A 20,299-nucleotide genomic window follows, 5' to 3' on the forward strand; every position below is an offset into this window, starting at 1 on the left:
ACACCAATATCTGGGAGGAGTATCTCATATGGATCGTCGTTCATTTCTGAAGACATCTGCACTCGGTGGTTCCGCCGCCGCTGCCACGACCCTGGCTGCACCCGCCTATGCGCAGGGCAACCGGACCCTGACAATGGTCACATCCTGGCCCCGCGGTTTTGCCGTGCTGGACGATGCCGCGACCTATTTCAACGAAATGGTCAACGCGATGTCCGATGGTCAGCTGACCATCGACAAGAAAGCCCCGGGCGAGCTGGTTGGCGCTTTCGAAGTCTTTGACGCGGTGTCTTCGGGCCAGGCTGACCTCTATCACTCGGCAGACTACTACTTTATCGGCCAGCATCCGGGCTACGCCTATTTCACCGCCGTGCCCTTTGGGGGCACAGCGCAGGAAGTAACCAACTGGTATCATCACGGCGGCGGCCACGAGCTGCACAACGAGTTGGGTGAAATCTTCAACCTGAAATCCTTCATCGCGGGCAACTCAGGTTCGCAATCCGGTGGCTGGTTCCGCAACGAGATCAATTCGGCGGCAGACTTCAACGGTCTGAAATTCCGCATGCCGGGTCTCGGCGGCAAGGTGCTGGGCGAGCTTGGCGCGTCGGTGCAAAACATCCCCGGTGGTGAGCTCTATCAGGCGCTGTCTTCCGGCGCTCTCGACGGGCTGGAGTGGGTTGGCCCCTTCGCGGACGAACGTGCGGGCTTCCAGGAAGTGGCAAAAATCTACTACACCGCCGGGTTCCACGAGCCCGGCTCCGCTCTGGCGGCCGGCGTGAACCTCGACGTCTGGAACGACCTCAGCCCGGTGCATCAGGCGATCATTTCGAACGCGGCGATGGCGGCAACGCACACGCAGCTGGCCGAAACACTGGCCAACAACGGCGCGGCCCTGGCCCGTCTGCAGGCTCAGGGCGTGAAGGCGTTGCAGTTCCCCGATGACGTCTGGGATGCCTTTGGCGCAGCCTCCAAGAAGGTCATGGACGAGAACATGGGGGATGAGATCTTTGCAAGCATCCGCACCTCGTTCGAAGAGTCGCTGGCACAAAGCTCCGACTGGCTGCTGAAGTCGGACGGCTTTTACGTAGAGCAACGCAACCGCGTGCTCGCCTCGGGCTAAGCCAGGGTGAAAAATATCAGGGGCCAGCCACCGCGCAGGCCCCTGATGGCTTTATTGCCTATTCGGTAATATTGGGACTAAACAAGACTTTGGCTCGCGCTTTTAAAGTAGCCAGAGGGGGGGACAGATGGAAAATGACGCGGACGCCGCGGGCGGATTTGGGGTCTTGCTGGATGGGGTGATCTGGTTTTTCACCAACATCGGCATGGCCTTCTACAACTTCTTCTATGCGATTTTTCATCCTTCCTTATGGCTGGACTGGTCCGACAAAGAAGCGATCATGCGGTTTGTCTACTACGGCGGGTCGGTCGAATTCTTCTTTGTCGTCTTGACGACTTTCCTGGTTATGTTCGCAATCGGCGTCTGGCGGGGCAACATCATGTGGGGCTATGTCCGGGTGCTCGAAGGCTTTGCCAACACGGTGGGGCGCTTCTTTGCCTGGGCGGGGCTTTTGATGGTGCTGCAGCAGATCGTCATCGTCTTCATGCAGCGGATCTTTACCCGGCCCGACATCTCGATCGGATTTGGTATTCCGCTGCAGTTCGACATCAGCTGGTTTGCCGAAGAGCTCAAGCTTTACAACGCGTTGGTCGTCTGCCTGTGCATGGCCTATACCTTTGTGCAGGGCGGTCACGTCCGCGTTGATCTGGTCTATTCCGCGGTCAAATTCCGTACCAAGAAGGTCATCGACATGTTCGGGGCGATCTTCTTCATGATGCCCGTGGCGGTGGTCATCTGGCTTTACGGCTGGTTTTTCCTCTGGCGCCATCTGATCGTGCCGAACCCGTCCGCCTCTGACACGCTGGATCGGTTGCTGATGAAATCTCGGGCGCTGCGCTGGAACGTGGAGACCATCGGGTTCAGCCCCAACGGGTTCAACGGCTACTTCCTCTTCAAGATCCTGCTCTGCGCCTTTACCGCGATGGTGTTTTTGCAGGCGATGGCGATGTTCTTCCGCTCGTTTCAGGAATGGCGCGAAGGCGAGGAGAGCGCTGGCAAATACCTGGATCGTGACAGCCTCGGCGAGGGCGAAGAAGCCTACGAGGGCACGCACTAACAAAGGCGCAGCAAAGCGCATGACGAAAGCACGCCCCGGTGGCGTGACGGATAAGGGACAAAGCCCATGTTTTTCGGTTTAGACGGCGTCGAAGTTGGCCTCATCATTGTTGCCATCTGCCTCTTTGGCGGCATTTTGTCGGGGTTCCCGGTGGCCTTTGCCATTGCGGGGGCCGGGGTGATCTCGTTCGCGATTATTGCCGCTCTCGACAGTGCGGGGCTGCTGATCCACCAGGCGATTGACCAGGGCAGTCAGATGTACCGCGATCTTGTCAATTCGGGGGTGAAGTCAGACACGATCTCCATCTTCCGATATCCCGATCTGCCGCGTGTGGAAGTGCCGGTCTTTCCCTCGGGATGGGAGACCGCGCTGGATCGCAACGTCTCCTTCGTCGTCAACCGCATGAACGAGCGCGTGCTTGCCGGGCAATCGATCGAGACGCTGCTGGCCGTTCTGATGTTCGTGCTGATGGGCATCACGCTGGAGCGCTCCAAGATCGCCAACGACCTGCTCACCACCATGGCACGGGTCTTCGGCCCGCTGCCCGGCGGTCTGGCGGTTTCCATCGTTGTGGTGGGTGCTTTCCTCGCGGCCTCCACCGGTATTGTCGGGGCCACGGTTGTCACGATGGGTCTGCTGGCGCTCCCGACCATGCTGCGCAACGGGTATTCGCCGCAACTCTCGACCGGGGTCATTGCCGCTTCGGGCACCTTGGGGCAGATCATTCCGCCCTCTATCGTGATCGTTCTGCTGGGCACGCTGGCGGGGGATCTCTATTCCGCCGCACAGGAACGTCGCGCGACGCTTGCGGGGTGTACCGATGCGCTGACCTATCTGGGGGAGCCTGCGGTTTTGTCGGTGGGCACGCTCTTTCAGGCAGCGCTGCTGCCGGGGATCATGCTCGCGTTGCTTTATGCGCTTTATGCCTTTGGCTACGCGCTGCTGAACCCGGATAAGGCCCCCGCGGTCGAAATGGGCAGCACCAACGCCGAGCCGATCACGCGCAGTGAGGCCTTCACCTGGTTTCTGGGCGCGCCTGTCGCCCTTGTGGTCGGTACGATCCTGCTGGGGAACCTCGGCATTATCGGCAGCCAATCGTCAGATGTCTCGCGCTTTTCGGACATCGGCGAATCAGCCTCGCTGCGGACGAGCGTGAGCGAACAGTGCCAAGCCTCGATGATCGAACTGCACGGCCAGGCCGCCTGGGATGCAGCGGTTGCACAGCAGGTTGATATCGATGCCGCTGGTGGTGTGCAGCAATCCCAGCAGTTGAACGAAGAAGAGCTTGCCGCGGCGCAAGCCGCCAAGATCGAAAATGCGGCCCCCATCGGCACCGGTCTGGCCATCATTCTAGTGCTCACCGGTCTCTTTCTGACAACGGCGCGGGGCGTGTCGCCCACGGCCGCGCCCCAACCGCTGATTGTCGGAGCGATCGGGGCGGTGGGGATGATCCTGCTGGATATCGTGGCGATCTCTCCGGTGACCTCGGCCGGGATGATGGCCGTGATTCTGGCCATTCCCTTCGCCGCCTTGATGTATGGTGTGGTCCATGCCACTAAAATCTGTGCAAAGAACGAGCTGATCCGAGTGGTCTTCCCGCCGCTGATCCTCATCGTTGCGGTGCTGGGATCCATCCTCGGCGGCATCACCAACCCGACACCGGCGGCGGCCCTCGGAGCCGGCGGCGCGATCATGCTGGCGGCCTACCGCAAGCTCAAGGATCAGGACCGCTCGCCCAAGATCATCATCCTCTCCACGCTGGCGATCATCGTCTGCATCCTTGTCGGCATCAATTTCGACCTGCGCATCAACACCAGCAATGTCGGCTTTGAAAGCTGGGTGGCTTTCTTTGTGGCTTATACCGCCTACCTTTACGCCCTGTTCGGTCTGCTGTTCTCCTGCTGGATCCTCTATACTTCCGGCGTTCTCAGCCCGGTGGTGCGGGAGACCGCCAAGGTCACCAGCATGGTGTTTACCATTCTGATCGGCTCGCAGCTTTTGAACCTTGTGGTGATTTCCTTCGGCGGCGAGCACTATATCCAGCAGTTCCTCAAATCCTTCGACAATGAGTTCACGGTGTTCCTGATCGTGATGCTGGTGCTCTTTGTGCTGGGTTTCGTGCTGGACTTTCTGGAGATCATCTACATCGTGATCCCGATTGTGGGTCCGGTGATCTATGGCGGGACGTTTGACCCCAAGTGGGTCACGATCATGATCGCGGTGAACTTGCAGACGTCCTTCCTGACACCGCCCTTTGGGTTCGCGCTGTTCTATCTGCGCGGGGTCGCCCCCAAGGAAGTCACGACCGGGCACATCTATCGCGGTATCATTCCCTTCGTGCTGATCCAGGTGGTGGGGCTTGCCTTGCTCTGGACCTTCCCCGGCATTGTCACGGTCATCCCGGATCTGATCCCGAACTGATCGGGGCTGAGGCAGCGGGACCCCGAGGGCGGGCCCTTGGCCTCAGCCTTTTGCCAAGAATGCGACGCGTTCGGGGCGAAGAATCGGGGCTCGCCAGGCCCGGCTCTGGGCCTCAGTGTTCTAATCGGAGGATGTAAAGGTGGTCATCCCGAGACCGGCCATCAATCCTAACGCTATCCCGATGCGTTGCAACACGCTCAAAACCCCGCCCTTCGTAGAAGGCGATTGCCCTGAGGTTTTCGGTATCAACGAAGAGTTCAAGCTGCGCGAGACCATTGCCTCTTGCCTCTTCGATCACCCCCCGCATCAAGGTCTTTGCCGCACCCGTTCCCTGATAGTCACGCGTGACGAAAAAGGGGCCTATTTCGCCCCGATGTCGAATGCGTGTCAGCCGTTCTGGGCGATAACCACAGAACCCGACAAGCTTTTCGCCGGCAAATACACCTCTGAAACTATCTCCATCCAGAATTGCGCGGCAGCGATCAACGCTGATCGCCGTGGTTTCCTCGAGCGTCACCAGAAACCCCATCGGGTAGTCACGCGCCCCTTCTATCCTCAGCTGCTGCCATGCCTGAGCATGATCAGAGGTCAGTGTCCGATAGATGAAATCTTTCATTGGCGTCTCGATATGCCGAATAGATTCTGTCTTTGCTTGATAGAGGTTTTCGTGAGCGGGAGAAACCTGCGGCAAAGCGCCGGGCGTTTGTCCTCTCATAGCATTCGGGCGACCACCGCTGGCGGCAGGGCGCAGCTTTCTTTCATATGAAGATATGTGCGGCGGGCGCGTCAGCGGCGCGTGGTCGGGCGGGTATCGGGCAGGTGGATGTTGGCCACCTGTTCCGCAATCGGGTCGGTTGAGAGCGGATGCATCTCCGCCGAGAAGGCCTCGGGATCGGTCATCTTTTGCCAGCGCCCGCCGGCGTAGACCTCAAGCCCGGAGAACTTGGATTTGTACCCCATCTTCTGACTGCCAGGCACCCAATAACCGAGATAGACATAGGGCAGCCCGGCCTCGCGGGCGATCTCGACGTGATCGAGGATCATATAGGTGCCCATGGAACGTTTCGACATGTTTGGCGCATAGAACGAGTAGACCATGCTCAGCCCGTCTGAGAGCACGTCCGTCAGGCTCACGCCGACGAGCGCGCCTTTGTCTTGCTGGGTATATTCGACGACGCGGCTGCGAATCGGCGTTTCCTCGATCATCGCGGCAAATTCAAAGACATCCATATCCGCCATCCCCCCGTCGGCATGGCGGCTGTCGAGGTAGGTGCGAAAGAGCTCGTATTGCTCTTCGGACGCCCAGGGCGAGGTTGCCCGCCGTGCCAGATCCTCGTTGCGCTTGCTGGTACGCTTCTGACTGCGCGAGGGCGCAAAAGCGGAGACATCAATGCGTGCAGACAGGCAGGCAGAGCATTCGGCACAAGAGGGCCGGTAGAGCACGTTCTGTGAGCGGCGGAAGCCCTGCTGTGACAGGCTGTCATTCAGCTTGTCGGCGCTTTCGCCTTGCAGAGCCGTGAAAAGCTTGCGCTCCATCCGGCCATCCAGATAGGGGCAGGGCTGTGGCGCTGTAACATAAAACTGCGGTGCTATGGGCAGCGTGTGACGCATGAAGATCCTTTTTGGGCGTTTGCCTCAGGATAACAAGGTCAGCTCGCACAAGGCAAGATATCAAAGGTTAACGCAGCACCGCCCGGCGGTTGACCATCACGGTGCCCAGAACGTGGTCGGACAGACCCTGACCGCGCTCGGTCGCGGCCATCATGACAACGGAAATCAGCTGGAAAATCGGGACCATCCAGCTTAGCGTGTAACCGAGCGTATGGGCAAAGGCGTTGGCCGCAGTCATGGGGCCCCCATCGGCCTGACGCAGCTCAATCGCAAACAGACGCATGCCCCAGGTCGCGGAGGTGTTGGCGATGGTCACAAAGCGGTAGGCAAACCCGACCACCAGAAACAGCAGCGGGAAAAAGAACAGGCCGGTAAAGGCGGTAAAGGGCAGGATAATGACGCAGGCCAGCAGCGTGATCGCGGCATCCACGCCCCAGGCCAACAGGCGCTTGAGCGGAACATCCTTGTAAAAATCAGGTTGCGCCTGTGGATCGGGGGTCGCGTGCATTTTGTGTCTTTCCGGTTGTCGTTGGGTTTCCGGACAGCGCCCGGAAACCGGTGTTTGCATCGTCAGTTACGCTTCGGGCGGGCGTTCCTCGTCTTTCTTGGCCCGCTCGTCCATGAACTGGTCGAACTCAGCCTTGTCTTTAGCGTCCCGAAGGCGTTCGAGGAAGGCCTCGAATTTGTCCTGCTCTTCTTGCAGGCGGCGCAATGTGTCGGCCTTGTAGGCATCAAAGGCCGTGTTGCCTGTGGGCCGCATGGCGACGCTTTGGGTACGGAAGCTTTTTGCTGTGCTGCGGCAGGACGAATTGAACATGCGTTTGCTCCAGATCATATAGGCTAAGAGGGCGAGGCCGACAGGCCAGAACAGGATAAATCCAAGAACCATCGCCGCGATCCATGCGCCTTTGCCCTTGGCATCCAGCCAGTTTTCGGCGCGTGCGAACCAACCTGGTTGGTGCGCAACGGGAGAGGTCTGCGTGAGGGTGGTCATAAGAGGTGCCTTTCTTGCGAAGTTGAATGAACCAGGACATCCGGGATGTGAATGCCTTTCACATTGAATAGATTGTCATCTTTCGGCAGTCATGCAAGAGCTAATGTGAATGTTTTTTACATTTAGCTGATATGCTGTTTTTTTACAGTGCTTTACGGGGTAAAATTTTCTGTACTCCAGCAGATATGCCCCGTTTCAGGGCCATGAATCCTGAAAGTATCCTGCAATTGTAACGCTTCGCGATTGACGTGGTCCGCCGGCAGCGCGAAACCTGTAACATGAGGTTGTCGCAGATAATGACGCGTGTCCCGCGTCCTTTTGATCCGGAAAAGGGGCAGGATATTGCCGCCGCTGCCCCTGGTATCGACCCGCAGATGTCAGAGCTTTTGGCGGGCGCTGCGGGGGCCAGCCCTTATCTGGCGGGTCTGATCCTGAAAGAGGCAGATTGGCTTGGCGGTGCCGTTGAAGACCCGGCCGCGGCGGTGTGTCGGGAAATCGCCGCGGCTCAAGACCATCCGGCGGAGGGGCTCGCCGACAGGTTGCGGCAGGCCAAGCGTCGCGTTGCGCTGATGACCGCGCTGGCGGATCTGGGCGGCGCCTGGCCATTGGAGCAGGTCACGCAGGCGCTTACCGATTTGGCGGATGCAGCCTGCCAGGCCGCGCTCAGAGCCGCGGTCCTCAACCAGATCCGGCGCGGAAAACTGCCGGGCATGGCGCAAGACGATGCGCAGGACGCAGCCGGTATGGTGGTGCTGGCTATGGGCAAGATGGGGGCGGGGGAGCTGAACTACTCCTCCGACATTGACCTCATCTGCCTGTTTGACGAAACACGGTTTGACCCCGGCGATTTTCAGGAGGCCCGTGCCGCCTTTGGGCGAGCCACGCGGGCGATGTGCGCGACATTGAGCGAGATCACCGGACAGGGATATGTCTTTCGCACGGATTTGCGTTTGCGTCCCGACCCTTCGGTGACCCCGGTCTGCATCGCCATGGAGGCGGCTGAGCAGTATTATGAAAGCCTTGGCCGCACCTGGGAACGCGCTGCCTATATCAAGGCCCGGCCCGCCGCAGGCGACAAAACGGCCGGCGAAAGGTTTCTGGAGACGTTGCGGCCCTTCGTATGGCGCAGACATCTTGATTTTGCAGCCATCCAGGACGCCCATGACATGCGCCTTGCGATCCGCGAACATAAAGGTCTCGGAGGGCCCATCACTCTGCCGGCCCATAACATGAAACTGGGGCGGGGCGGCATTCGCGAGATCGAGTTCTTTACCCAGACCCGCCAGTTGATCGCCGGCGGGCGCGACCCTGATCTGCGCTGTCGCGGGACGGTGGCGGGCCTGTCGGTTCTGGCCGGGAAGGGGTGGGTTGAACCAGAGGTCGCGGCAGCGCTGACAGATCACTACCGCGCCCATAGAACGGTTGAGCATCGCCTGCAGATGGTCCGGGACGCGCAGACCCATAGTTTACCCAAATCCGATGAAGGTTTTGCGCGTCTTGCGGCGATGATGGATCGGGATGTGGCGGCGTTGCAGCAGGACCTGAGCCGACGGCTGGCCGCCGTGCATGAGCTGACGGAAGGGTTTTTCGCCCCCAGCAGGTCTGCGCCTGTCGAAAAAGGGACGGCGCTGGATGACACGATCCTCAATCGGTGGGTGCGCTATCCCGCTTTGCGCAGCGCCCGCAGCCGGCAGATATTCGAGCGGGTCAAACCCGACCTGCTGGCGCGGCTCGGTGCGACGGCACGGCCGCAAGAAGCTTTGGTGGCCTTTGACGGGTTCTTGTCGGGGCTTCCGGCGGGGGTGCAGCTGTTTTCCCTGCTCGAGGCCAACCCGCAGCTTACGGATCTCGTCATCGATATCACCGGCACCTCGCCGGCGCTGGCGCAGTATCTGTCACGCAATGCGAGCGTTTTCGATGCGGTGATCGCGGGCGATTTCTTTAGCGACTGGCCCGGTCAAAGCGCGCTGGAGCGGCTGCTGCGGGCCGCTCTCGACCGTGAACATGATTACGAGAAGCGGTTGGATAGCACCCGCCGGTGGTACAAGGAATGGCGTTTTCGCATCGGGGTTCATCTGCTGCGGGGTCTTGTCACACCACAGGATGCAGGGGCGCAGTACTCCGACCTGGCCCGCACGGTGCTCGCCGTGCTTTGGCCCATCGTGACCGATCAGTTTGCCCGGAAACATGGAGATCCGCCGGGACGGGGGGCCGTCGTTGTCGGGATGGGATCGCTGGGCGCCGGGACGTTGACGGCCAGCTCGGATCTGGATTTGATCGTGATCTACGATCCGCTGGAGGTCGAGGTGTCAGACGGGAAAAAGCCCCTGACAACAAGGCTCTATTACGCGAGGCTTACGCAGTCCCTGATCACGGCCCTCAGCGCGCCAATGGCCGAAGGCAAACTCTTTGAGGTGGACATGCGCCTGCGTCCCTCGGGCAATCAGGGGCCGGTGGCCACCAGCTGGACATCGTTTCAGAGCTATCAGCGCGAACAGGCCTGGGTCTGGGAACATCTGGCCCTGACCCGGGCGCAGGTGGTGGCGGGGCCTGACGATCTGGCCTGCGATGTCGAGGCCTTTCGCCGGGAATTGATACGCGCCCCGCGCGCGGCAGCAGACGTGCTCGCAGAGGTGGCAAAAATGCGTGCGCGCATCCAGCAGGCAAAACCTGCGGGTAGTCTCTGGGAGGTCAAGGTCGGGCCGGGACGGCTACAGGAGATCGAACTGCTCGCACAGGCGGGCGCGCTGCTGGCAGGGGCGCAGACGGCAGAGACGGGCACGGGGCTGGCAGCGGCAGCCCGGATGGGGCTGCTGACGGTGGCGGATGCGAATCTCCTGGGCGATGCCGCGGCGCTTTTTTCCCGGGTACACACCGCGGTGCGGTTGCTGACGGACAAGCCGCTGTCAGATGACGGGTTCCAACCTGCGGCTGAAGCCTTCTTGACGCAGGCCTCCGGGACCGATGAGATCAACGCGCTTGAGGGCCGTCTCGCACAGAGCTACATCGCATGTAACGATGTTCTGTGCCGCGTATTGGCCCCTTATGAACAGCAAGGAGAGGTACCGTGAAAGGGGATGCCAATGATCCAAAGGGTCTGATTTTTGAGGCCTACCGCATTGACGGGATTACGAAGCCCGAATGCCGGACGATCTTTCTGGACTGGGTGCTGAGCCTGCCGGTGGAGCAGGATACAGGCCTGTCTTTGCGCAGCCTGATTGCCGAATATCAGCCTGGCCACCCGGACCACCCGATGAACGATGTGATGACCGAAGGGCTGGCCGGCATGGCGGCTCCCCGGCGACGGGGCGGCTGGCGCTCCAGAGCCCGCAACTGACCCGGTCGTCACACGCATAAGGCAAGATGCCACGCTGTGGTCTCGATTCCGATCTTTTATCAGCCGAGCGAACCGCGTAGAGGAGGACGCTATGACAGCGTCTCTTTCTTCCCCCGATGAAGCAGGTGCGGCCCGGCCGGTCGTCCGGCTCAGACCCAAGGCGAATGCCCGCGCGATCCGGCATGGCTTTCCCTGGGTCTACGCCAATGAGCTGGTGACCGACCGGCGCACCAAGGGCTTGGCCCCCGGCACGGTGGCGGTGTTGCAGGATGACGCGCGCGCGGCCTTGGGAACGGTCGCGGTAAACCCCGCGTCAAAGATCATCTGCCGGATGCTGGACCGGGACGCCGAGGCGCAGATTGACAGGGGCTGGTTCGCAACCCGGCTGCGCAAGGCGCTAGCCCTTCGCACACGGCTTTTCCGCGATCCCTATTACCGGCTGATCCACGCCGAGGCGGACGGGCTGCCCGGTGTGGTCATCGACCGCTTTGGCGGCACCTGCGTGATCCAGCCCAATGCCGCCTGGGCGGAGGCGCTGCTGCACCCGCTGACAGAGGCGCTGATTGAGGTCACAGGCGTCAAGACCGTCTTGAAAAACGCCTCCGGCCGGACCAGAACCTTGGAGGGTCTGGATGCCACCAGCGCGGTCCTTGCGGGCACAGCACCCGCCGGGCCGGTCGCTGTGCCCATGAACGGCGCCACTTACAGGGCCGATCTGACGGGTGGGCAGAAAACGGGGCTGTTTTTTGACCAGCGTCCCAACCATGCCTTCGCGGCAAACCTGGCGCGGGGGGCGCGTGTCCTCGACGTTTTCAGCCATGTGGGCGGGTTTTCACTGGCTGCGCTGGCAGCAGGGGCGGTGTCGGCACTAGCGGTTGATGCCTCTGCGCCCGCGCTGGATCTGGCCCGCGCAGGGGCTGAGGTCACAGGCGTCCGGGATCGGTTCGAGACCCGGCAGGGGGATGCTTTTGCGGTGCTGTCAGCCCTGGCTGACGAAGGGGCGCAATTTGATCTGGTGATCTGCGATCCGCCGGCCTTTGCACCGGCCAAACCGGCACTGGAGGCGGGGTTGCGTGCCTACGAACGCATCGCCCGGCTGGCAGCGCCCCTGGTGGCTGAAAACGGGGTGCTGGGCCTTTGTTCCTGTTCTCATGCCGCGGATCTGGCGGCGTTCCGGGCCGCCTCGGCCCGCGGGATCGGACGGGCCGGGCGTCGTGGCAGTCTCCTCTACACCGGGTTTGCCGGGCCCGATCATCCGCAACTGCCGCATCTGGCGGAAAGCGGGTATCTGAAATCCCTCTTCTTTCAGCTCTGAGCCCATGCGCATTCTGATCGATACCTGCGTGCTTTATCCCACCGTGATGCGTCAGATGGTGCTTGGCGCGGCCCGGCAGAATGCCTTTACGCCGCTTTGGTCGGGACGCATTCTGGAGGAATGGGCGAGGGCTGCGTGCAAACTCGGGCCCACCGGTGAGGCACAGGCCCGCGCCGAGATTGCCCTGACCGAAGCCGCTTTCCCCGCGGCACGGGTGAAGGTGCCCGAGGGTCTGGTGGCGGCGCTCTGGTTGCCGGATGACAACGACATCCATGTGCTGGCGGCTGCGGTTTCGGCCTCGGCTGAGGCGATCATGACCCTGAACGCCAAGGACTTTCCGCGCGGGACCCTGGCGGAGCAAGGTCTCACAAGAATTGATCCCGATGGGTATCTCTATGATCTGTGGCTGAAAACGCCTGTGCTGATGGAGGCGGTGGGTGCTGAGGTGCTGGCCGAGGCGCAGCGTCTGTCAGGCGCACCCTGGCAGATGCGCGCGCTGCTGAAAAAGGCGCGCCTGCCGCGCCTGGCCAAGGCGTTGGGTTAGGGCAGGGGCGTCGGCTCCCACTTGAGTTGCAGCGCTTCGAGCGCCGCGATCCGCTCTTCGGTCTTAGGGTGGCTGAGAAGCCAGGCCGGCATGGCCCCGCCCTTGGCCGCCGTCAGCTTTTCGAGTTTGCGAAACAGGCTGATTTGTGGTTTCACACCGATGCCCGCCTTGGTCAGCAGCGCGGCGGCATAGGCGTCGGCCTCATATTCATCGTTGCGCGACAGCCGGGCGGCGACCAGCGAGGTGAGAAACCCCGCAATCCAAGGGCCAACACCCGGAATGAACCGCCCGATCACCATGGCGAGCGCCGTGCGCAACGCGTTCTGGCCGGAGAAATCAATCATCCGCCGCCGCGAGTGTCCCAGGGCCACATGGCCCAATTCATGTGCAATCACGCTGGCCATCTCATCGGCGGAGACATCGCCCGCGCGAAACTTGTTGTAAAATCCCCGGGTGATGAAAATCCGCCCATCTGGCGCTGCCAGCCCGTTCACCGGATCGATCTCGTAGATATGCACCTTGATCTTATCAAGCCCCAGTGCGGCGGCCATCCGGTCGGTCATGACCTTGAGCATCGGATCGACAAGTTCCGTCGACTGGGTGTCGAGCGCCTTGGCCGTGCGCCAGGCAGAGAACCTGTACATCACAAACCCGTACATAATCGCGAGCAATATCGGCGTGATCTTCAACATGGTCTAGATATGGGGCGCAGGACAGCTTCCGGCAAGCGGCCCGGCGGGACCGGGGGCAAAAAATTCACGGGCCTTCAAGCGATTTACCGGCTCAGCACTTTCATGCCGCGTTCAATCCCTTCCAGCGTCATCGGTACCATGGCGTCCGGGCCGATGACCTGCTGGATCATGCCGATGGATTGCGTGTAGGACCAATACCGCTCGGGCACCGGGTTGATCCAGAGCAGGCCGGGCCACTGATCGCGGGTCCGCGCGAGCCATGTGGCGCCGCTTTCCGCGTTCCAATGCTCTGACGCGCCACCGGGATAGGCGACCTCATAAGGTGACATCGACGCGTCGCCCACAAAGATGCATTTGTAGTCGGGGCCATAGGTGCGCAGCACTTCATGGGTGGGGATTTGCGCGTCCCAGCGCCGGCGGTTGTCGCGCCAGACCCCTTCGTAGAGACAGTTGTGAAAATAGTAGTATTCCATGTGTTTGAACTCGGCCCGCGCGGCAGAGAACAACTCCTCCACCACTTTCACATGCGGGTCCATCGAGCCACCCACATCGAGAAACAACAGCACCTTGACCGCATTGCGCCGTTCGGGGCGGGTCTTGACGTCAAGATAACCGTGCTCTGCGGTGGCCCGGATGGTGCCGTTCAGGTCAAGCTCCTCATGCGCGCCGTCGCGGGCCCAGCGGCGCAGGCGTTTGAGCGCCACCTTGATGTTGCGGGTGCCGATCTCCACCGTGTCGTCGAGGTTGCGAAATTCGCGTTTGTCCCAGACCTTGACCGCGCGCTGGTGGCGCGAACGGTCCTGCCCGATGCGGACCCCTTCGGGGTTGTAGCCATAGGCGCCGAAAGGCGATGTGCCTGCTGTGCCCACCCATTTGTTGCCGCCCTGATGACGCCCCTGTTGCTCTTCAAGGCGCTTTTTCAGGGTCTCCATCAGCTTGTCGAAGCCGCCCAGGGCCTCGATTTCGGCCTTTTCCTCGGCGCTGAGATGTTTTTCGGCCATCTTCTCCAGCCAGCCCGGAGGGATGTCGACAGCCTCCAGCACTGCCTCTGCCGGGATCGCTTCAAGCCCGGAAAAGGCGGCAGCGAACGCGCGGTCGAACTTGTCGATGTTGCGCTCGTCTTTGACCAGGGTCAGCCGTGCAAGGTAATAAAAGGCCTCCACGTCATAGGTCGCGAGGCCCGCCTGCATCGCCTCCAGAAAGGACAGAAATTCGCGCAAGGACACTGGCACCGCGTTTTTGCGCAAGGCGTCAAAGAAGGGCAGGAACATGGGCGGCCTTTCCTAGATCAGGGTACGGTCCAGTATCACGGTGACGATCATGCCGATCACGGTAAAGGCCATCGCATACCCCGCCGCATACTGGGCGATATCGAGCCGGTTGCCCTGCCTGCGTCGGGCGGTCAGACCGCCGATGATCGCGCCGAGCACGGCGCTGAAAATGATGATCATCAGATCTCTCCAAAACGTTCATGTGACGACTGTAGCGCAGGGCACGCCATCAGACAGGGGGGTCGGCCGGGAACAGGGCGGAAATCTCGCGCAGTTTGGCGTGGACCGCCCAGTCGGCGCCGAACCCGTAGCGCGCCCATCCCAGACTGTCCAGTCGCAGGGCGCGGCCTTCGGAGATGCGGCCCTCGGCGATCAGGGCTTCGGCGCGCAGCAATTGCAGCGTTGCCAGCAGGGCTGCGTTTTGCGAGGCGCGGGCGCGGTCGATGTGAGGGGTGACGAGGGCGCGGGCGCGCGCCGGGTCGCCTTCGGCCAGCGCATAGGCCCCCAGTTGCGTGGCCACATAGGCGCGGTGCAGCCGCGTGGTTCGGGAGCGCGCATAGAACTGATCGGCCCGGCGAAACGCCTGCTGGGCCGCGACACTATTGGTGGATTGCAGCACGCGCCCCTGGGCGTAATGTGCAAACCCGCGGCGGTTATCGGCCCAGCCTGCCTCGGTGGCGATCCGGACGGCTGTCGCGGCGGCGCGTTGCCGTGTGGCGGGGGATGCGCCGGGCCCAAGCGCTGTTTCAATCGCCCGGATATAGGCCTGCGGCGTCGCGCTCACGGCGCTGGCGCGCAGGGACGCCCCCCCCGGATTGAGCCGCGCAAAGACCTTTGGCAAAACCTCGGCCGCTTCGGCGCGCGACATGCCGCTGCGCAACTCGGGGGCATAGGTGGCGCGCAGGATCAGCATATCGAAATCGGTCAGTACCGTATGCACATTGTCATCGTTAAAGACTGAACTCGGCAGCCGATAGAGATCATTCAAGGGCCCCAGCGCCTGCGCCAGTTCCTCGTGCAGGCAGTCGCGAACCTCCTGCGGGCTGGCGTCACTGGGCACGATGATGGCGAGGGTTTCTCGGGTTTCAAGCAAGGCCCAGTTGGTTGCCGGGTTGCGGCGCGCGGACCGGAACTCGGCCAGAGATCTGACATTCGGGGCGACGAAACAGGCCGCTTGCGGCAGCACCCGGTGGATGTCGCTGCGCGGCACCGCCTCGATGGTGATACTGGCCTGCGCCGCAGTGGTGGTGGAGATATCCAATCCGGCCTCTCGTTTCAGCCGGGTCAGGAGTTGGGCCAGATCGGCGGAGAGCGTGGGCGGCGGGCGTCCGGTCACGCGCAGACTGATAGGACCCTCAAAGCGGGTCAGGACCGGCAGTTGCCGCCCGCTTTCCATCTGAAAGCTGAGCGCCAGAAAGTCCCGCGTCAGCGCTGCGTTGGAGAGCGGCTGGCGCAGCGGGGCCCGCGCCGGGAACATCTTCATCGGGGGCAGGGTGCTGTCGGCAATGACCGCGCGCGACGGGGGCGTGCTCTGCGGCATCGAAACACAGCCGCCAAGCAGGGCCACAAGGGGCAGGATGCAGGCCCACCTCACGGGCGGGTGTACTTTATGAAGGGTGTTGTGACCCCGATGCGATCATAGAGCCGGCGGGCGGTTGCGTTGAAATCCTGCGTCAGCCAGTAGACCGTCGGAGCACCGGCGGTGTCGGCGGCGTTATAGACCGCTTCGATCAGGGCGCGACCGATGCCTTTGCCTCTGACCTCGGGGTCGGCATAGAGGTCCTGCAGATAGCAGGTGTTTTCAACCGACCAGCCATGGCGGTGAAAGAGGTAGTGTGTCAGCCCCGCGGGCTTTCCCGCGACCAGCGCAATCAGACCGTTGTAATCCTGAGGATCATCCCCCAGCAGCCGATCAAAGTAGATGTCATAGAGCTCCGCGGGTCGTGTGGTTTCATAATAGGCCAGGTAGCCCTGCCAGAGCCGGGCCCAGTCTGCCTTGTCAGAAGCCTGCAAGGGCCGCACCACCACCTGTGGACTATCTGCCATGTTCACGTATAGCCTGTTTTTTGGCTTCTTTCCGCGATCTTACCGCCGCGGGAAGCTATTTCAATAAAAACTCAAAGGGGGGCCTAGCGCCCGCCGCTGCGGGCCAGGAAGGCCAGCCGCTCAAACAGATGCACGTCCTGCTCGTTTTTCAGCAGCGCGCCGTGCAGCCTGGGCAGGGCGTTCTGACCGGAGGTTTTGAGGTCCTCCGCTGTCAGGTCTTCGGCCAGCAGCAGTTTGAGCCAATCCAGCACTTCCGAAGTGGAGGGTTTCTTCTTGAGGCCCGTCTGCTCACGGACCTCGTAAAACTGCGTGAGCGCCGTGGTCAGCAACGCCTCCTTGATGCCGGGGTGATGCACCTCGACGATCTTGCGCAGGGTATCGATCTCGGGAAAGCGGATGTAGTGGAAGAAACACCGCCGCAGGAAGGCGTCGGGCAGTTCTTTCTCGTTGTTCGACGTGATGATGACGATGGGGCGGTGCTGCGCTTTGATCGTCTCACCGGTCTCATAAACAAAGAACTCCATCTTATCGAGTTCCTGCAGCAGATCATTGGGAAACTCGATATCCGCTTTGTCGATCTCGTCAATCAGCAGCACGACCTTTTCATCTGCTTCAAAGGCCTGCCACAGCTTGCCCTTGCGGATGTAGTTGGCGACGTCATGGACGCGTTCGTCGCCCAGTTGGCTGTCGCGCAGGCGGCTGACCGCATCATACTCATAAAGCCCCTGTTGCGCGCGGGTGGTGGATTTGATGTTCCATTCGATCATCTGCAGACCCAGCGACTGGCTGACCTGCCGCGCCAGCTCCGTCTTGCCCGTGCCTGGCTCGCCCTTGACCAGCAACGGCCGCTCCAGGGTGACAGCGGCGTTTACGGCAATTGTCAGGTCGTCCGTGGCGACGTATTCGGGGGTTCCTTGGAATTTCATGCGCGTGTCAACCCTTTGCACTCTATTTCTCACGCTCTTTTAGCCAGAAAACTTCAGGATTGTGTAGTGACAATTCACAGGCTCTGAGGTAGATGCTGGCGCCAGGGGCTACTTGGCTATGGGACTAGGTGCGTATGACAGAAGTGAGCCACGTTGAGGGGAAGCAAATGAAGCAGGAATCCTTTTTGCCGGATGATTACCGTCCGGCGGAAGATGAGCCGTTTATGAACGAGCGGCAGGTTGAGTATTTTCGGCGCAAGCTGCTGACATGGCGGGCGGAGCTCCTCGCAGGCAGCAAGGACACCATAGAAGGCTTGCAGGACGGGACGCGCAATATTCCCGATGTCGCGGATCGTGCCTCGGAAGAGACCGACCGCGCGCTTGAGCTGCGCACCCGGGATCGCCAACGCAAGCTGGTCAGCAAGATCGACGGGGCCTTGCGGCGGATTGATGAAGGGGAGTTCGGATACTGCTCGGTCACGGGTGAGCCGATTTCGCTGAAACGTCTGGACGCACGTCCGATCGCCACGATGAGCCTTGAGGCGCAAGAACGTCACGAGCGGCGCGAAAAAGTACATCGGGACGACTGAAACGACCCAGGTGCATAAGATAGTGTAAAAGAAGGCGTCGGGGCAGGGCTTCGACGCCTTTGTTGTGTGGAGACCGGGTATGGTGCGGAATGCAATTGTTGTGGGTGGCGGGATCGGCGGCTTGACCGCGGCCACGGCGCTGGCGCAGCGGGGGGTGGCGGTCACCCTGACCGAACAGGCGCCTGAAATCACCGAAGTGGGAGCAGGGTTGCAGATCAGCCCCAACGGGCTCGCGGTGTTGCGGGCGCTGGGGCTGGAGCAAGCGCTGGACCGGCGCGGCGCGGTGCAGGCCGAGGCGGTGGTTCTGGAGGATTTTCGCAAGGGACGCCAGGTGGCACGGTTGGACCTGCGGCGCCTGCAGGGGCAACGCTATCTCTTTGTGCATCGGGCGGATCTTGTCGCGGTTCTGGTCCGGGCGGCTCAGGAAGCCAATGTGTCGATTGAATTGGGCCGGCGTGCGGTTGCGGTTGTGCCCGCGCCTCTCTCAGAGGTCCGGTATGAGGATGGCAGCGCTGCGCGGGCGGAACTGGTGGTCTGTGCCGACGGGCTTCATTCCGTGGGGCGGGAGAGCATTACAGGGCCCACGACGGCTCAATTCACCGGTCAGGTGGCCTGGCGCGCGCTGGTGCCAAACCCCGAGAAGGAGCCCATCGCAAAGGTGACCATGGGGCCGGGGCGGCACGTCGTGCGCTACCCGCTGCGCGGCGGTGACATGACGAATATCGTCGCGGTGCAGGAGCGGGAGGCATGGGCAGAAGAGGGGTGGCACCAGTCGGATGACCCGGCAAACCTGCGCGCTGCCTTTGCGGATTTTGGCGACCCGGTGCGGGCCCTGCTGGCGGCGGTCGAAGAGGTCAAGCTCTGGGGGCTTTTTCGCCATCCCGTGGCCGAGACATGGGTCAAGCACAGCGCAGCGCTGCTGGGGGATGCCGCGCATCCGACCCTGCCTTTCATGGCGCAGGGGGCCAATCTTGCGTTGGAGGATGCCTGGGTTCTGGCCCGCGTCGCTGTGACGGGGGATGATCTGTCCCGCTATCAGGTGCTGCGGCGGGCGCGCGCGGCGCGTGTGGTTTCAGCGGCTTCGGGCAATGCCTGGAAGTACCACTTGCGGCCCGGGCCCGTGCGGTGGGCTGCGCATCGGGCGCTGAGCATGGGAAGCCGTCTGGCACCCGGCGTGATGATGTCCCAGTTTGACTGGATTTACCGACATGATGTGACGGATTGAGGCCGCGCCTTGATCCGGCGGCGCGCGGGCAGGCCCGCGCATTCCATTCCTGTGTTCCGGGCCAGCCCGGAACCCCGGGTCTCGACGGGTCGGACTACTTGGCCCGTTGCAGCATGCCGAAGAGATCGCGCGGATCGTCGGGGTCCGCCAAAAGGTCGAGCGGGTGGAAAAACGCCGTTCCGTCGATATGGTCCAGCACGTAGCGGAGCGCACTGAAATCCTCGATGGCGAAGCCCACGGAATCAAAGAGCGTGATCTGCTTGTCAGAGGTGCGACCGGACGCTTTGCCCGCCAGGACTTCCCAAATCTCGGTCACCGGATGATCGGCAGGCAGTTGTTGGATTTCGCCTTCGATACGGGTCTGTTCGGGGAATTCCACAAAGATGTCGGCGCGGTGCAGGATGGCGGGCGCCAGCTCTGTCTTGCCGGGGCAATCGCCACCGATGGCGTTAATGTGCACACCGGCCCCGACCATGTTGTCGGTCAGAATGGTCGCATATTGTTTGTCCGCCGTGCAGGTCGTGATGATCTGTGCCCCCAGGATCGCGTCTTCTGCCGTGATGCAGGACGTGACCTTGAGCCCTTGACCTGCCAGGTTTTGCGCGCATTTGCGGATGGCGTCGGGGTCACTGTCGTAAAGGCGCACTTCGGTGATTCCACAGACCGCTTTCATCGCCAGGCTCTGGAATTCCGATTGCGCGCCATTGCCGATCATCGCCATGGTGGTGGCGTCTTTGGGTGCCAAATGCCGCGCCACCAGTGCTGACATCGCCGCCGTGCGCAAGGCGGTCAGCATCGTCATCTCTGACAGCAGGACCGGATAACCCGTGTCAACGGCGGCCAGAAGCCCGAAAGCCGTGACGGTCTGCAGCCCATCAGCGGTGTTCCTGGGGTGCCCGTTGACGTATTTGAAGCCGTAGACCTCGCCATCGGAGGTGGGCATCAGCTCGATCACCCCTTCGTCAGAGTGGCTTGCCACGCGCGGGGTCTTGTCAAAGAGCTGCCAGCGTTTGAAGTCCGCCTCGATGTAGTCGGCAAGGCCCTGAAGCATCCGCTCAATGCCGATATGATGGATAAGCTGCATCATGTGGTCCACCGAAACGAACGGGACGAGCGCTTTGTCGGACGGGAGGGAATGGGGCATCTCTGGGGT

Annotated in this window: 20 protein-coding genes; 9 read left to right on the forward strand and 11 right to left on the reverse strand. The window is 61.8% G+C overall.

What is annotated here, in order from left to right; translation table 11 throughout:
- Positions 1-28 precede the first annotated feature (28 nt).
- The 3 genes from H7847_RS02965 to H7847_RS02975 all read left to right on the forward strand — a co-directional run bounded on the left by H7847_RS02965 (position 29) and on the right by H7847_RS02975 (position 4,595).
- The gene (locus H7847_RS02965; protein WP_227267899.1) at positions 29-1,117 is read left to right on the forward strand and encodes a TRAP transporter substrate-binding protein; all 1,089 of its coding nucleotides are present in this window, start codon (positions 29-31) and stop codon (positions 1,115-1,117) included.
- 127 nt (positions 1,118-1,244) lie between these two features.
- Positions 1,245-2,174, forward strand: a complete 930-nt coding sequence (locus tag H7847_RS02970; RefSeq protein WP_227267900.1) for a TRAP transporter small permease subunit — start codon at positions 1,245-1,247, stop codon at positions 2,172-2,174.
- Between the two features lie 66 nt (positions 2,175-2,240).
- Positions 2,241-4,595 (forward strand): TRAP transporter large permease, encoded by a 2,355-nt coding sequence (locus H7847_RS02975; RefSeq protein WP_227267901.1) that lies wholly within the window; start codon positions 2,241-2,243, stop codon positions 4,593-4,595.
- Positions 4,596-4,707: 112 nt separating this feature from the next.
- On the opposite strand, the gene H7847_RS02980 is transcribed toward H7847_RS02975, so the two are convergent.
- The 4 genes from H7847_RS02980 to H7847_RS02995 form a co-directional block, all read right to left on the reverse strand.
- Positions 4,708-5,211 carry a GNAT family N-acetyltransferase gene (locus H7847_RS02980; protein WP_227267902.1) on the reverse strand — a complete coding sequence of 168 codons (504 nt, stop codon included), beginning with the start codon at positions 5,209-5,211 and terminating at the stop codon, positions 4,708-4,710.
- A gap of 170 nt (positions 5,212-5,381) precedes the next feature.
- The gene (locus tag H7847_RS02985; RefSeq protein WP_227267903.1) at positions 5,382-6,206 is read right to left on the reverse strand and encodes an arginyltransferase; all 825 of its coding nucleotides are present in this window, start codon (positions 6,204-6,206) and stop codon (positions 5,382-5,384) included.
- A 67-nt stretch (positions 6,207-6,273) separates the two neighbouring features.
- Positions 6,274-6,714 (reverse strand): RDD family protein, encoded by a 441-nt coding sequence (locus tag H7847_RS02990; protein WP_227267904.1) that lies wholly within the window; start codon positions 6,712-6,714, stop codon positions 6,274-6,276.
- 66 nt (positions 6,715-6,780) lie between these two features.
- Positions 6,781-7,200, reverse strand: coding sequence for a DUF2852 domain-containing protein (locus H7847_RS02995; RefSeq protein ID WP_227267905.1), 420 nt, complete (start codon positions 7,198-7,200; stop codon positions 6,781-6,783).
- Positions 7,201-7,478: 278 nt separating this feature from the next.
- Here H7847_RS02995 and H7847_RS03000 point away from each other — a divergent pair, with 278 nt between their 5' ends.
- The 4 genes from H7847_RS03000 (at position 7,479) to H7847_RS03015 (ending at position 12,396) form a co-directional block, all read left to right on the forward strand.
- Positions 7,479-10,271, forward strand: coding sequence for a [protein-PII] uridylyltransferase family protein (locus H7847_RS03000; RefSeq protein ID WP_227267906.1), 2,793 nt, complete (start codon positions 7,479-7,481; stop codon positions 10,269-10,271).
- Positions 10,268-10,537, forward strand: a complete 270-nt coding sequence (locus tag H7847_RS03005; protein WP_227267907.1) for a hypothetical protein — start codon at positions 10,268-10,270, stop codon at positions 10,535-10,537. The genes H7847_RS03000 and H7847_RS03005 overlap by 4 nt, the downstream gene beginning before the upstream one ends.
- 91 nt (positions 10,538-10,628) lie before the next feature.
- On the forward strand, positions 10,629-11,852 hold the full coding sequence (locus tag H7847_RS03010; RefSeq protein ID WP_227267908.1) for an RSP_2647 family RNA methyltransferase: 1,224 nt from the start codon (positions 10,629-10,631) through the stop codon (positions 11,850-11,852).
- A gap of 4 nt (positions 11,853-11,856) precedes the next feature.
- On the forward strand, positions 11,857-12,396 hold the full coding sequence (locus H7847_RS03015; protein WP_227267909.1) for an RSP_2648 family PIN domain-containing protein: 540 nt from the start codon (positions 11,857-11,859) through the stop codon (positions 12,394-12,396).
- Here H7847_RS03015 and H7847_RS03020 read toward each other — a convergent pair.
- The 6 genes from H7847_RS03020 to H7847_RS03045 all read right to left on the reverse strand — a co-directional run bounded on the left by H7847_RS03020 (position 12,393) and on the right by H7847_RS03045 (position 17,331).
- A complete protein-coding gene (locus tag H7847_RS03020) occupies positions 12,393-13,088 on the reverse strand; it encodes a M48 family metalloprotease (RefSeq protein ID WP_227267910.1) in 696 nt (231 codons plus the stop codon). The genes H7847_RS03015 and H7847_RS03020 overlap by 4 nt on opposite strands.
- An 83-nt stretch (positions 13,089-13,171) precedes the next feature.
- A complete protein-coding gene (locus H7847_RS03025) occupies positions 13,172-14,359 on the reverse strand; it encodes a vWA domain-containing protein (RefSeq protein ID WP_227267911.1) in 1,188 nt (395 codons plus the stop codon).
- Positions 14,360-14,371: 12 nt separating this feature from the next.
- Positions 14,372-14,539, reverse strand: a complete 168-nt coding sequence (locus H7847_RS03030; RefSeq protein ID WP_227267912.1) for an apolipoprotein acyltransferase — start codon at positions 14,537-14,539, stop codon at positions 14,372-14,374.
- Positions 14,540-14,588: 49 nt separating this feature from the next.
- Positions 14,589-15,953 (reverse strand): DUF2927 domain-containing protein, encoded by a 1,365-nt coding sequence (locus tag H7847_RS03035; protein ID WP_319799738.1) that lies wholly within the window; start codon positions 15,951-15,953, stop codon positions 14,589-14,591.
- Positions 15,950-16,405, reverse strand: a complete 456-nt coding sequence (locus H7847_RS03040; RefSeq protein ID WP_227267913.1) for a GNAT family N-acetyltransferase — start codon at positions 16,403-16,405, stop codon at positions 15,950-15,952. The genes H7847_RS03035 and H7847_RS03040 overlap by 4 nt, the downstream gene beginning before the upstream one ends.
- A gap of 83 nt (positions 16,406-16,488) precedes the next feature.
- Positions 16,489-17,331, reverse strand: coding sequence for an AAA family ATPase (locus H7847_RS03045; RefSeq protein WP_227267914.1), 843 nt, complete (start codon positions 17,329-17,331; stop codon positions 16,489-16,491).
- A 167-nt stretch (positions 17,332-17,498) separates the two neighbouring features.
- Between H7847_RS03045 and dksA the strand changes: the two genes are divergently transcribed.
- A complete protein-coding gene (gene dksA, locus H7847_RS03050; protein WP_227267915.1) occupies positions 17,499-17,921 on the forward strand; it encodes an RNA polymerase-binding protein DksA in 423 nt (140 codons plus the stop codon).
- 79 nt (positions 17,922-18,000) lie between these two features.
- A complete protein-coding gene (locus tag H7847_RS03055) occupies positions 18,001-19,146 on the forward strand; it encodes an FAD-dependent monooxygenase (RefSeq protein WP_227267916.1) in 1,146 nt (381 codons plus the stop codon).
- 94 nt (positions 19,147-19,240) lie between these two features.
- Here H7847_RS03055 and H7847_RS03060 read toward each other — a convergent pair whose 3' ends face one another.
- The gene (locus H7847_RS03060) at positions 19,241-20,290 is read right to left on the reverse strand and encodes an ornithine cyclodeaminase (protein ID WP_227267917.1); all 1,050 of its coding nucleotides are present in this window, start codon (positions 20,288-20,290) and stop codon (positions 19,241-19,243) included.
- Positions 20,291-20,299 lie beyond the last annotated feature (9 nt).

It is taken from the genome of Roseobacter weihaiensis, from assembly GCF_020622345.1.
In the GTDB taxonomy this organism is placed as follows: Bacteria; Pseudomonadota; Alphaproteobacteria; order Rhodobacterales; family Rhodobacteraceae; genus Roseobacter; species Roseobacter weihaiensis.

Coding starts and splice junctions, on each gene's coding strand:
- dksA (WP_227267915.1), top strand. CDS start 17,499: ATGAAGCAGGAATCCTTTTTGCCGGATGATTACCGTCCGGCGGAAGAT.
- H7847_RS02985 (WP_227267903.1), bottom strand. CDS start 6,206: ATGCGTCACACGCTGCCCATAGCACCGCAGTTTTATGTTACAGCGCCA.
- H7847_RS03010 (WP_227267908.1), top strand. CDS start 10,629: ATGACAGCGTCTCTTTCTTCCCCCGATGAAGCAGGTGCGGCCCGGCCG.
- H7847_RS03020 (WP_227267910.1), bottom strand. CDS start 13,088: ATGTTGAAGATCACGCCGATATTGCTCGCGATTATGTACGGGTTTGTG.
- H7847_RS02965 (WP_227267899.1), top strand. CDS start 29: ATGGATCGTCGTTCATTTCTGAAGACATCTGCACTCGGTGGTTCCGCC.
- H7847_RS03025 (WP_227267911.1), bottom strand. CDS start 14,359: ATGTTCCTGCCCTTCTTTGACGCCTTGCGCAAAAACGCGGTGCCAGTG.
- H7847_RS03000 (WP_227267906.1), top strand. CDS start 7,479: ATGAGGTTGTCGCAGATAATGACGCGTGTCCCGCGTCCTTTTGATCCG.
- H7847_RS03055 (WP_227267916.1), top strand. CDS start 18,001: ATGGTGCGGAATGCAATTGTTGTGGGTGGCGGGATCGGCGGCTTGACC.
- H7847_RS02975 (WP_227267901.1), top strand. CDS start 2,241: ATGTTTTTCGGTTTAGACGGCGTCGAAGTTGGCCTCATCATTGTTGCC.
- H7847_RS02995 (WP_227267905.1), bottom strand. CDS start 7,200: ATGACCACCCTCACGCAGACCTCTCCCGTTGCGCACCAACCAGGTTGG.
- H7847_RS03015 (WP_227267909.1), top strand. CDS start 11,857: ATGCGCATTCTGATCGATACCTGCGTGCTTTATCCCACCGTGATGCGT.
- H7847_RS03060 (WP_227267917.1), bottom strand. CDS start 20,290: ATGCCCCATTCCCTCCCGTCCGACAAAGCGCTCGTCCCGTTCGTTTCG.
- H7847_RS02990 (WP_227267904.1), bottom strand. CDS start 6,714: ATGCACGCGACCCCCGATCCACAGGCGCAACCTGATTTTTACAAGGAT.
- H7847_RS02980 (WP_227267902.1), bottom strand. CDS start 5,211: ATGAAAGATTTCATCTATCGGACACTGACCTCTGATCATGCTCAGGCA.
- H7847_RS03030 (WP_227267912.1), bottom strand. CDS start 14,539: ATGATCATCATTTTCAGCGCCGTGCTCGGCGCGATCATCGGCGGTCTG.
- H7847_RS02970 (WP_227267900.1), top strand. CDS start 1,245: ATGGAAAATGACGCGGACGCCGCGGGCGGATTTGGGGTCTTGCTGGAT.
- H7847_RS03045 (WP_227267914.1), bottom strand. CDS start 17,331: ATGAAATTCCAAGGAACCCCCGAATACGTCGCCACGGACGACCTGACA.
- H7847_RS03040 (WP_227267913.1), bottom strand. CDS start 16,405: ATGGCAGATAGTCCACAGGTGGTGGTGCGGCCCTTGCAGGCTTCTGAC.